Source organism: Flavobacterium sp. N502536 (genome assembly GCF_025947345.1).
Classification (GTDB): Bacteria; Bacteroidota; Bacteroidia; order Flavobacteriales; family Flavobacteriaceae; genus Flavobacterium.
The window spans coordinates 4,200,969-4,213,035 of the sequence record NZ_CP110011.1 but is presented as its reverse complement, the minus strand read 5'-3'; the positions used below and the strand labels follow the sequence as shown (position 1 = coordinate 4,213,035).

The window sequence follows — 12,067 nt, the reverse complement described above, 5'->3', positions numbered from 1 at the left end:
TGATTGTTGATGGTTTGTTGTTTATTGTTCTGCAGCCATAAACTATAAACAAAAAACTACAAACCATAAACCAAACTAAATATGACTACAAGCACGATTCTATTAATATTACTTTCTTTAGTAATCGCAGTTGGTTTGTCGTATTTTCAATATTTTTTTAAAGCCAAAAGCAAATCCAATGTGATTTGGTTTTTGGCTTTTTTACGTTTTTTAGCCATTTTTGGACTGCTGGTTTTATTGATAAACCCAATCATGACCAAAAACTCGCTTGAGATTACCAAAACACCGCTTGCAATTGCTGTTGACAATTCAAGTTCAATTACCGCTTTGAAATCAGATCAAAAAGCGGTCGAACTGCATCAGAAATTAATTTCAAATCCTGCGTTACGCGAAAAGTTTGAAATTCAGTCCTATCAGTTTGATGCCGATTTTAAGCCTTCAGAGAAATTTGACTTTAAAGGAAAACAAACCAATCTTGATGAAGTTGCTAAAAATTTAAAAAGCATCAACAAAAACCTGATCTTTCCAACCGTAATTATTACAGATGGAAATCAGACTACAGGAAACGATTATGTATATCGTTTTGATCCTGTCAATAAAGTTTATCCTTTGGTTGTGGGAGATACAACTACTTTTTTAGACCTGAAAATCAATCAGCTCAACGTAAACAAATACGCATTTCACAAAAACAAATTCCCGGTCGAAGTATTTCTTCAGTACGCAGGGGATAAAACCACAAATGCCGATTTCACCATTTCGCAGGGCGGTAAAGTTATTGCAAAAGAGAAAGTTTCTTTCTCTCCTGCTAAGAAAACAGCAACCTTAAACTTGCTTTTACCGGCCGATAAAGTAGGACTTCAGGTTTTTAAAGCAGCGGTTACTTCCAATACCAAAGAGAAGAACAGCTACAATAACATCAAAAATTTTGCCGTTGAAATCATCGATCAAAAATCGACCATTGCAATCGTTTCGGCTATAAATCATCCTGATATTGCAGCTCTGAAACGCGCTATTGAAGTGAATGCACAACGTAAAGTGATTCTAGTTAAACCGAATGATGTCAATCAGTTACAGGAAGTATCTGTTTTAGTTTTGTACCAGCCGACAACTGCCTTTAAAGCAATATTCGACAACAACAAACTGGCAGCAACAAATACCTTTATCATAACCGGTAACAACACCGATTTCAACTATCTGAACCAACAGCAAAAAAATCTGCTGTTTAAAATGAGCGGACAAAGAGAAGATTATCTCTGCGAATTTCAATCACAATTTAATCTATTTGCGGTAGACAATATTGGTTTTGAAAACTATCCACCGCTGCAAAATTTATTCGGAACAATTACAACCAGCGGAAATGTATCTGTTTTGCTTTCTTCAAAAATTAGAAACGTTTCTACAAATGCCCCCTTACTGGCTTTTACTGAAGATCATGGAAAAAGAACCGCTTTTCTTTTAGGAGAAAACAGCTGGAAGTGGCGATTACAAAGCCATATCGACAACCAATCGTTTGAAAAATACGATGTCTTTATCGATAAAATCATTCAGTACCTGGCTTCCACAACCACCAAAAAATCGTTGGTTGTTACGCACGAAAGCTTTTACAATTCTGGCGAAGCCATTGTCATCAACGCTCAGTACTTTAATAAAAACTATGAGTTTGACGAAAAGGCAAGACTAACGATTACCGTAACAAATGCCGAAACGAAACAAGCAAAAAACTATGATTTACTAAAAGGAAACAATTCCTTCTCGGTCAATCTGGACGGATTATCAACTGGGAAGTATAACTTTACCGTAAAAGAACTCAATACAAACACGGCTTATTCAGGACATTTTGAAATTTTAGATTTTGATATCGAAAAACAATTTGTAAATCCGGATGTTCAGAAATTAAAACAATTGGCACTTCAAACCAATGGAAAAGCCTTCTTTGAAAACCAGGCAGACGACTTAATTCAACAGCTTTTAGAGAATAAAGAATACAAATCAATTGAAAAGAATGTTTCCACCAAAACGCCTTTGATTGATTGGGTTTGGCTATTGATTTTAATTGCTTTAGTATTAACCGCAGAATGGTTCATCCGTAAATACAATGGATTACTTTAAATAGTCGAAAAGTTTCGCAACGCAGAAAAAAACATTTTTTTTACGTAACTTGAAACTTTAAACATGAAACAAAACTAACTAATACAATGGATTTCAGGCTAAAAGTATTCTACACTGTAGCGATCCGCCTTAACTTTACTAAAGCGGCAACAGAATTGTATATTTCCCAGCCAGCAGTTTCCAAACACATTCAGGAACTCGAAGAAACCTATAAAACCAAACTTTTTGAACGTAACGGCTCCAAAATTGCTTTAACTCCGGCCGGCGAAATCCTGCTGAAACACACCAAAAGCATTTTTGAAATCTATCGCGAAATAGACTTTGAAATGAGCTCTTTTATCAGCGAGCGCCAGGGTTTACTGAGGCTAGGAGCGAGTACAACGATTTCTCAGTACATTATTTCTCCTGTTTTGGCGCGTTTTCATCAAAAACAGAAAGACATCAAAGTCAATTTGCTGAATGGAAATACAGAGCAAATTGAGAATGCGCTGATCAATAAAGAAATAGAAATTGGAATTGTTGAGGGACAATCTAAAAACCAGTCTATTAAATATACTCCGTTTTTAAAAGACGAACTCGTTTTAGTGTGCAACACCAAGAATCCTTTGATCAGACAAAATGAAATTTCATTGGAAGATCTGAAATCGATGAAATTCATCACCAGGGAACGAGGATCAGGAACACTTGAAGTTATAGAATATGCTTTAAAGCAGCTCGATGTAAAAATAAGTGATTTACAAATCGAAATGCAATTGGGTAGCACCGAAAGCATTAAATCCTACTTATTAAATTCAGACTGTCTGGCTTTTATGTCCATACACGCCGTAGATAAAGAGCTTAAAAATAACGAATTAATGGTTCTGGATGTAGCTGGTTTAACAGTAGAACGTTACTTCTACATCATTACTTTACTTGGAAAACCAAACGCACTATCAGAGCTTTTTATTCAAAACATCTCCTCTTACTATAACTTAGAGTTATAGCCTATCGTGTTTTACGATTGGTAATTATGATATAAACGACTGACCTTTGTACAAGAAATATCAAATTACTTATTTTGAAAACAACACAACATACCTCGGCTCATTTATTTGAAATCAATCAACACCTGCAACAGGCACTATTTGCTTTTATAATTGTATTGTGTGTATTATCGATCATTTCACCTCCAATAGCTTTATTACTGGGGGTAGTGCTTGTTAATGTTTTTGGAAATCCTTTTGTAAAATTCAATGCTCTAGCCATAACTTTTTTACTTCAATTCTCGGTTGTAGGTTTAGGTTTTGGAATGAATGCCACGGCAGCGTTATCTGCCGGAAAAGAAGGTTTTGTACTTACTATCTTTTCTATTTTCAGCACCTTAATTCTTGGGACTTTTTTAGGGAAATGGTTCAAAACCGAAAAGAAAACATCACACCTAATCTCTTGTGGAACTGCAATTTGCGGGGGAAGTGCCATTGCAGCCATTTCACCGGTAATTAAATCAAACGAAAACCAGACTTCAATTGCTTTGGGCGTTATCTTTATACTCAATTCGATAGCCTTGTTTGTGTTCCCTTATATTGGTCACCAACTTGATTTGTCACAAAAAGATTTTGGATTGTGGTGCGCTATTGCCATTCACGACACTAGTTCTGTAGTAGGAGCGGCCAATAAATACGGTGCTGAAGCTTTACAGATTGCTACTACCGTAAAACTTGCCAGAGCACTATGGATCATTCCAATATCACTTTTAACAGCGGTGCTTTTCAAGAACAAAAATTCTAAAATTAAGATTCCGTACTTTATCGGTTTATTTATTCTGGCAATGCTTTTCAATACCTATGTGCCACAAACGGCTATCGTTGCACCACATATTGTGGCTATCGCTAAAGTGGGTTTAACGATAACTTTATTCCTGATCGGTGCTACTTTGAATGTGAACACTTTAAAATCAGTAGGAGTGATGCCTCTGTTACAGGGAATTCTACTTTGGATATTTATCGCTGTCCTGGGTCTTGCCTCAATTTTGTACTTAGGTTAAAGAAAATGGCTATTTTACCTTAGAAAATTTAACAGTTGGCTTATCAATCATCTTATAGCGGTTGCCTTTAAATGAAAAACGTCTCTCAATTACAAAATCAAACTGTTTTTTTGTTTTGGCCATAGCCGCTATTTCTTCGGGTAAATTCACTTCAAATTCATCATTGGCTTTTTCAGCTTTATTAAAAGAACCAGTTGTTTTGACAATAATATCTCTAAAGTGTTTCTTCGTTGTATCGTTTACGACCGCATAGGAACCCGACCATTCCACACTGGCAACATTGGTAAGTTTGTAGTTGTAAACCTCCAGGATAGGCTGGTATTTACCATCAAATCCGGCAACCAGATAAAGAATTCCTTCAAACGGACCTCCGGCACCACCATTGACATGGGTGAAGGTAAAGGCATACTGATCTTCTCCAATTTGTACTAATTTAGGCGAGGGCGCCTGAGCAAAAGAACCAAAGGCTTCAATGGCAGGCTGAAACGATCTCATTTGCCAGACTGTACCATTTTTTGCAAACTTGGCGACTCCGGCGAGTCCTCCCGAAAATCTTCCGGTCTGCAATCCGTCCGCGTCATAAAAAGAGTGATTGAAAAGCAATAATTTAAACTGATTTCCTTTAGAATCGGTATAATCAAGGTTCCCCAGAACACGTGTCGCAACACCATCCTCGTAGGGAAACAATTGATCGCCTTCGAGACCATTAACATCATTGTAGGGAGCTGGTTTGCAGGTTTTGCATTTCCAGCTTATAAAAGTATTGTGATCCGAAAGATTGTATACTTTTCCCGGAAACAGCTTTTGCATGGTTTTAACGGCCTCCAACGGATCAGATACCTGCAACGTTCTTTTGGAGTTAAGAATAGTATCGGAAACATTCTTTAATTCTACTATATCTTCCTGAGCGGAACAAACGGAAACAAAGAAAAAGAAAAGAAGGCTAAGTCGGATCAGGCGCATATTTTAGAAATTAGGGTAAAACGGAACGAATTTACAAAGAAACTTTTAATTGTAACTTCTATGATTTCAGCATCAAAAAAATAAAACAAACTTAATTTCATAATCTTTACTGCTATTCCCTTTGAAATGTACATAAATAAAATAAATTTGCACCTCTAACAAAAATAAAAATGAAAAACTTAAGAATGAAACCAAGACTAATTGCATTGTTTGCAATAGCAATTGGTTTTTTGACACTATCCTGGGGGATTGTTGGTCACGAACGTATTAATAAAGCTGCAGTTATGGCTTTGCCACAGCCGCTTTTAATTTTCTTTTACAACCACATTGATTTTATTACTCAAGAAGCTTCTGTACCAGATATCCGAAAATATGCCCTGAATTACAAAGACGAAAATCCAAGACATTATTTTGACATGGAGAGTTTTGGCAGAGTAGACAGCATTCCACAAACTTTAGAGGCAGCAAAGAAAAAATACGATGCTAAATTTTTAAACGAAAACGGAATCTTGCCTTGGTATATCGAAGATATGATGGTAAAATTAACCAAAGCTTTTAAAGACAAAAACAGAGCAGAAATCTTGTTTCTTGCAGCTGATTTAGGTCATTATATCGGTGACGCACACATGCCGTTGCATACCTCTTCCAATCATGACGGACAGTTGACGGATCAAAAAGGGATTCACTCTCTTTGGGAAAGCAGACTTCCGGAGTTATTTGCTAAAAACTACAAGTTAAATGTTCCGCAGGCACAATATTATGAAGATGTTCATAAAGCAACCTGGGACATGATTAACGATACACATAGTTTAGTTCAGCCGTTATTGGATGTAGATAAAAAACTTAGAACTGCAACACCGGAGAATCAGGTATTTAAAATGGATGCAGAAGGAAAAGTACTAAAAAGCAAATACAACACTTCTGTTTTCTCTGATGATTACGCTAAGAAACTGCACAAAGAGTTAAACGGAATGGTTGAAAGTCAAATGAGAAAAGCCATTACAGCAACAGCAAGTTTTTGGTACACGGCATGGGTAAATGCAGGAAAACCTGATTTAAGCGAGTTAGATGCACCGGCAGTTACACAAAGAAACTACCAGCCTTTAAGAGACGATTTAAAATTGTTTCAACAAGGTGACTTATTTGGAATGAAAAATCAAAATGACTAAATAATTCAGTCCTTTTCAAAACTAAAAAAGCCTCAGATTCCATAGAATTTGAGGCTTTTTTAGTTTCCTATTTAGAGTTTTATTTTTAGGTCTTACTTTGTAACTGAAAACTGAGACCGAGACTGAAGACTAACGCTGATACTTCTTATTTTTCAACATATCTGAAGCCGTCTGATAAAAAGAAATAGTCTCCTTTACCAGGTCAGTTCTTTCTGTTTTCATAGGTATTTCATTGTAATCAATCTGAAATTCCGGAGCAATGCCTGGTTTTGTATTGATTTGCAGATCAAATTGTTTTACTTGTTGCTTAGGCGACAGTATCGTTAAAACATTGTCTTTAATCAGTCCCATATCCTGATAAGTTGCTATAAAAGCTCTTGGTTTGTAATCCGGTGTTAAAACATCCTGACCAAAAAACTTACTTTCATAACTAAAGTTTAATAATCCAAAAAGAGTAGGCATCACATCGATCTGCGACATCAACTGATTGTATTTTTGAGGTTTTGCACTCGGATCATAAATAAATCCCGGAATCCTGTACTTGTCTAACGGAAGCTGTGTTTTTCCGGCACTTGACGCGCAGTGATCGGCAACAATCACAAAAATCGTATTTTTAAACCAGGATTGTTTGCTGGCCATTTCAAAAAACTTCTTCATGGCATAATCGGTATATTTTACACCGCCCTCACGGGATTTAGCATCACCCGGAATATCAATTTTATTATTCGGATACGTAAAAGGCCTGTGGTTACTTACCGTCATGATGTGATTAAAGAATGGTTTGTTTTGCTTTTCTTCCGCATTCATCACCTTTATGGCTTTGTTGTACATGTCTTCATCACAAACACCCCAAACGTTTGAAAAGGCAATCTCTTCCGGAGAAAAACTCGATTTGTCTACAATCTCATAACCATTTCCGGAATAGAAATCCTGCATATTATCAAAGAAAGCATCTCCCCCATACAAATACTTCACATTGTAGCCCTTTTTCTTAAAAATAGCTCCGGTCGAAAATTTATTTTTGTTGTCTTCTCTTTTGACCACACTTTCCCCGGCAGTAGGAGGCAAGCACAGGGTTACGGCTTCCAATCCGCGAACCGTTCTGTTTCCTGTAGCGTACAAATTGGTAAAAAGAAGACTCTTTTGAGCCAAGCTGTCCAGAAAAGGAGTAATGTTCTGCTCATTTCCATACATCTTCATGAAATCAGCACTATAACTTTCAATGGTAATCAGTACCACATTCTTATGAATTTCTGTGGAATCACCGGTTATAGTTCTTTGTGTTGTTTGCCCTTTAATAGTTGGAAACTGTTGTTTCAAAAGTGCAAAAGCCTCTTCATTCGGAAGTGTTTTGTAGAATTTAAAATAATCCAGTTTGCTGTTCTCAAACGCGAGGTAAAATTTATATAATCCGTTTGCCTGCAATTCATTAACAAACACGTTCTTTGAATTTTCTGTTTTTGCCAACGTTGGAATCGCAATTAAAGAAACAGCCAATAAACCAAGGTAAATAGCCGTAATTTTTACTTTTTCACTTAATGTTGGAATAGCATCGATATAGTTTCTGGATCTCTTCAGAAGAAAGTAAGTAACGGTTCCGGTCACCAAAAACAATGCAGAAAATATCGGAATAACAGGGTAGGACTCCATAATGTTACCTATAACCTCATTGGTATAAATTAAATAATTTACCGCAATGAAATTGTACTTTACACCAAACTCGTTCCAAAAGAAATACTCGCTTAATCCGTTTTGCAGAATTAGTAAAACATATAAGAAAATCACAAATGCAAACAACCAGTATCTAATTTTAGCTCTTAGTTTGGGAAGAAATAGTAAAACTGCAAAAAGGGCCATCTTGATTCCGATAAAAATCAGGGCAATTAGCGGCAATGCGCCACCGTATTCGTCAAAAATACTTTTTCCGGAAGCCACATAAATAAAAAGTAAAGCAAAAATGCCTAAAATGATATAACCGGAAGGTTTATTGTATTTAGAATTGGATATAAAAATCAAATACAGCCATAAAAAAATACAGGCGGGAATAAAGACAAAAAAATCAGATACAAGTCCTAAGACGAAGATTTTTAAACTCTGCAAAATGGTAAATGAACTTTGTGTTATGGGATGAAAAAACAAGATAATTCTTAACAGAAAGCTAACAATAAAATAAAACAGACCAAGGTTGTAGAATGGGGAAAACTTTTTTGAAAGGGTCATTAATTCTTTTTTTAATTTAAATAACTATAAATTTTAAATACCAAAACATTTAATAAGATTATAAAATTGGCGAAAATAGTATAATTTTTCTTGTCTTTACGCAATATTTAAGCTGTTTTAACACATATTATGAAAATACTGTTTCTTTTATGGCAAAATTAATTCCATTAAATTAATTCGGGATGAAGTTATGCTTTTGCCTTGCTTAGTGTTAACTTAAGGTTTCCTTAAGTGTGACTTTTTTCGCCTATTCTCATGGTTTTAAAGCTTTTCTGACTTCAAAAGTTTTATCTTTGAGGTTAGAAAATCACCGTTTAATCTAAATTTCATCAGTAAAATGCACATTCTAATAGTTGAAGATGAGTTAGGTATTGTTCAGTTTTTGCAACAGGGCCTACAGGAAGAGGGATATCAAATTACGACCGCCAATGATGGTTCTAAAGGCTTTGAGTTGATACACAGCCAGCAGTTTGATTTAATTTTATTAGATTGGATGCTGCCTAAAATTAACGGATTGGATTTATGTAAAGCCATTAGAGTTAAGGATCAGAAAACGCCAATCATTTTTCTAACGGCGAAAGATACCGTTCAGGAAACGATTGAAGGCTTAAAGGCCGGAGCCAATGACTACATCAAAAAACCATTTAGCTTTGAAGAACTGGTAGAACGCATTAAAGTTCACTTTAGAAATCAGAAAGGCCCGGAAAACCTTGCGCTGGGAACAATCAAAATCGATTTATTGAAACATATTGTCCTTAAAAACAATGAAGAAATTGCATTGACCCAAAGAGAATTTGAGCTCTTAAAATATTTAATTCAGAACAAAGGAAAAGTCTGCACGCGAAATCAAATTCTAAAGGATGTTTGGGAAATTAATTTCGAATACGACACAGGCGTAATTGATGTTTTTATGAACGCCATCAGAAAGAAACTCAATTTAAAAATTGAAGAAGATTATATTAAAACAATTCGCGGTATCGGCTATATCGCTAACGATCTATAAATGACACAGCTTTCTTTTAAAAACAGAATTGCATTAAACTATATTATTACCACCGGTCTATTAATCGTAGCCGTTTTTTCTGTTATCTATTCTATTGTAAAACACACCGTTTACAGCCATATTGATGAAAAAATTAAAGTTGAAATTCAGAATCATCTCGAAGAAATCAAAGAGGTCAACGGCAAAGTTATACTAATAGACGAAGAAGAATGGAACGAAAGAGAGCATAATACGGTAGATGTAAACCCCGTATTTGTTGAGTTTTTGGATCTGAACAAAAAAATCATTGAAAAAGCACCGAATCTAAAAACGCAAACGCTCAAGTTTAATGATTCCGTTGAAGATTTTGAACTGTTTGACGCCAAAATGGGAGACCATGCCATTAGACAAACTCAGGTTCCCCTTCACCTCAAAGGCAAGAAAATAGGATATGTCATTGTAGCCATGTCATTGGCTGATTCCAAAATGGTGCTCAACAACCTGTTCGACATCATGTGTCTTTCTTTTCTAGGGATTTTAATATTGCTGTTTTTCATTGCCCGATTCTTTGCCGGAAGGAGTATCAAACCCATTAATGCCATAATTAATACCTCAAAGGTCATCACCAAAGACAATCTGAAAACACGTATTGCGCTGCCCAAAACAAAGGACGAATTGTACACGCTTTCAAAAACGATAAACAACCTTTTAAACCGAATTGAAGATGCAATTGAGCGTGAGAAAGAGTTTACCTCTGATGCTTCTCATGAACTCAGAACACCTCTTACTGTTATTAAAGGAACACTTGAAGTTTTAATTCGTAAACCTCGTGATAACAAGGAATATGAAGATAAAATAAACTATTGCATCAAAGAAGTTGACCATCTAAATATGCTTGTCGACCAGCTTTTGTTAATGGCACGTTTTGAAAACCAGAAAAAAAACATCAACACAGAATCAGTATACCTAAATTCAGTCATTTTAGATGTTTTCAGATTAAATTCGGAGAAGATTAACAGCCAAAAAATCAAAGTCAAATTTGATGTTTCACAGGATTATTATATCGAATCGGATAATTTTTTAGTGATTACCATACTTAGAAACATTATCTCGAATGCAATCAAATATTCACATAGCGGAGGCGAAGTGACCGTTTTACTTTCGGAACAGAATGAAAAAGTAGTCTGCTCCATTTCGGATAATGGAATCGGCATAGCAAAACAGGATTTAGATGCTATTTTTAGTCCGTTTTTCAGATCAAATTCTACAGAACATCCGGAAATCAAAGGAACAGGATTAGGACTTTCAATTGTACGAAGAATAACAGAATTACTTCATATTAAGTTTAAAATTGAAAGCGAAATAGGGGTGGGAACAACGGTTATTTTGTATTTCAATCAAAATAAAAATACGCTGCCGTAAATTCTAAAAATCCAATAAAACCAAGGCTTGGACATTTATTTAACAATAAACTATCGTTAAGTTAAATTAAAAAATGCTTTTTTATGAAAATAACTATTATATTTGCAACCGAATCAAAGAATTAAAAAACAAAACAAGTCATGATTTCTATTCAATTACATCATCATCATTTTCATTATTGCTCTCAGGCGATGTGTTAATGGTATGTGTGTAAATCATCATATTTTAAAACCCGTTTGAGTACATCAAACGGGTTTTTTTATACCACTTCTTTGTACTCAGACTATTAATTTATAAAAAACTAAAAAATGAGTACATTAAAAATTGCAATTCAAAAATCGGGTCGATTAAACGAAGACAGTATTCAAATCCTTAAAGATTGTGGTATTTCAATCAACAACGGAAACGATCAGTTGAAAGCCGAGGCTTCCAATTTTCCTCTAGAAGTTTTATACCTTCGAAATTCAGACATTCCGCAATATCTCATTGACGGAGTCGTAGATTTAGCCATCGTTGGTGACAACCTGCTTGTTGAAAAAGCCAAACACATCGAAGTGATTCAAAAACTCGGATTCTCTAAATGCAAGGTCTCTGTAGCCGTCCCTAAAGCCTTTGAATACAATTCGATACAAGATTTGGCAGGCCTACGCGTTGCCACCTCGTATCCCAATACCGTAAACGAATATTTTAATTCTTTTGGCCTTACAGTCGATATTCACCAAATTTCAGGTTCTGTCGAAATTGCCCCAAATATTGGGTTGGCCGATGCCATTGTAGATATCGTTTCGAGCGGAAGTACTTTGTTCAAAAATAATCTAAAAGAGGTAGAGGTAATTCTGAAAAGTGAAGCCGTTTTGGCTGTTTCTCCAAAAGTATCTCCGGAAATCCAAAAACACATCGACACCTTAAAATTTAGAATTCAGTCCGTTTTAAGAGCGCGTAATTCAAAATACATACTGATGAACGTTCCAAATGACAAGATCGATGAAATTGGAAAAATCCTGCCTGTTTTGCGAAGCCTTACCGTACTGCCGTTGGCTCAGGAAGGATGGAGCAGTGTTCACTCAGTAATTGACAAAGATACTTTTTGGGATGTCATTGACAAATTAAAAGATGCCGGAGCCGAAGGAATTTTAGTTTGCCCAATCGAAAAAATGGTTCTTTAGAGCTTTGCTCGCT

General features: G+C 35.6%; 9 protein-coding genes. 7 read left to right on the top strand and 2 right to left on the bottom strand.

Features of this window, described 5'->3' with window-relative positions:
- Positions 1–81: 81 nt before the first annotated feature.
- From OLM61_RS17805 to OLM61_RS17795, 3 genes are all read left to right on the top strand, one after another.
- Complete coding sequence (locus tag OLM61_RS17805; protein WP_264523945.1) at positions 82–2,109, top strand: hypothetical protein; 2,028 nt, start codon at positions 82–84, stop codon at positions 2,107–2,109.
- Positions 2,110–2,195: 86 nt separating this feature from the next.
- Positions 2,196–3,092 carry a LysR family transcriptional regulator gene (locus OLM61_RS17800; RefSeq protein WP_264523944.1) on the top strand — a complete coding sequence of 299 codons (897 nt, stop codon included), beginning with the start codon at positions 2,196–2,198 and terminating at the stop codon, positions 3,090–3,092.
- A gap of 74 nt (positions 3,093–3,166) precedes the next feature.
- On the top strand, positions 3,167–4,132 hold the full coding sequence (locus OLM61_RS17795; protein ID WP_264523943.1) for a YeiH family protein: 966 nt from the start codon (positions 3,167–3,169) through the stop codon (positions 4,130–4,132).
- A 9-nt stretch (positions 4,133–4,141) separates the two neighbouring features.
- Here OLM61_RS17795 and OLM61_RS17790 read toward each other — a convergent pair whose 3' ends face one another.
- On the bottom strand, positions 4,142–5,095 hold the full coding sequence (locus OLM61_RS17790) for a hypothetical protein (RefSeq protein WP_264523942.1): 954 nt from the start codon (positions 5,093–5,095) through the stop codon (positions 4,142–4,144).
- Between the two features lie 170 nt (positions 5,096–5,265).
- On the opposite strand from OLM61_RS17790, the gene OLM61_RS17785 reads away from it, so the two are divergent.
- Positions 5,266–6,264, top strand: a complete 999-nt coding sequence (locus OLM61_RS17785) for a zinc dependent phospholipase C family protein (protein ID WP_264523941.1) — start codon at positions 5,266–5,268, stop codon at positions 6,262–6,264.
- 129 nt (positions 6,265–6,393) lie between these two features.
- On the opposite strand, the gene OLM61_RS17780 is transcribed toward OLM61_RS17785, so the two are convergent.
- Positions 6,394–8,484: an LTA synthase family protein gene (locus OLM61_RS17780; RefSeq protein ID WP_264523940.1), complete on the bottom strand. Its 2,091-nt coding sequence runs from the start codon at positions 8,482–8,484 to the stop codon at positions 6,394–6,396.
- 337 nt (positions 8,485–8,821) lie between these two features.
- Here OLM61_RS17780 and OLM61_RS17775 point away from each other — a divergent pair, with 337 nt between their 5' ends.
- From OLM61_RS17775 to hisG, 3 genes are all read left to right on the top strand, one after another.
- The gene (locus OLM61_RS17775) at positions 8,822–9,487 is read left to right on the top strand and encodes a response regulator transcription factor (RefSeq protein WP_264523939.1); all 666 of its coding nucleotides are present in this window, start codon (positions 8,822–8,824) and stop codon (positions 9,485–9,487) included.
- Positions 9,488–10,888 (top strand): sensor histidine kinase, encoded by a 1,401-nt coding sequence (locus OLM61_RS17770; protein ID WP_264523938.1) that lies wholly within the window; start codon positions 9,488–9,490, stop codon positions 10,886–10,888.
- A gap of 308 nt (positions 10,889–11,196) precedes the next feature.
- The gene (gene hisG, locus OLM61_RS17765) at positions 11,197–12,054 is read left to right on the top strand and encodes an ATP phosphoribosyltransferase (RefSeq protein WP_264523937.1); all 858 of its coding nucleotides are present in this window, start codon (positions 11,197–11,199) and stop codon (positions 12,052–12,054) included.
- The last annotated feature ends 13 nt before the right edge of the window (positions 12,055–12,067 follow it).

Coding starts and splice junctions, on each gene's coding strand:
- OLM61_RS17805 (WP_264523945.1), top strand. CDS start 82: ATGACTACAAGCACGATTCTATTAATATTACTTTCTTTAGTAATCGCA.
- OLM61_RS17800 (WP_264523944.1), top strand. CDS start 2,196: ATGGATTTCAGGCTAAAAGTATTCTACACTGTAGCGATCCGCCTTAAC.
- OLM61_RS17790 (WP_264523942.1), bottom strand. CDS start 5,095: ATGCGCCTGATCCGACTTAGCCTTCTTTTCTTTTTCTTTGTTTCCGTT.
- OLM61_RS17785 (WP_264523941.1), top strand. CDS start 5,266: ATGAAAAACTTAAGAATGAAACCAAGACTAATTGCATTGTTTGCAATA.
- OLM61_RS17780 (WP_264523940.1), bottom strand. CDS start 8,484: ATGACCCTTTCAAAAAAGTTTTCCCCATTCTACAACCTTGGTCTGTTT.
- OLM61_RS17775 (WP_264523939.1), top strand. CDS start 8,822: ATGCACATTCTAATAGTTGAAGATGAGTTAGGTATTGTTCAGTTTTTG.
- OLM61_RS17770 (WP_264523938.1), top strand. CDS start 9,488: ATGACACAGCTTTCTTTTAAAAACAGAATTGCATTAAACTATATTATT.
- hisG (WP_264523937.1), top strand. CDS start 11,197: ATGAGTACATTAAAAATTGCAATTCAAAAATCGGGTCGATTAAACGAA.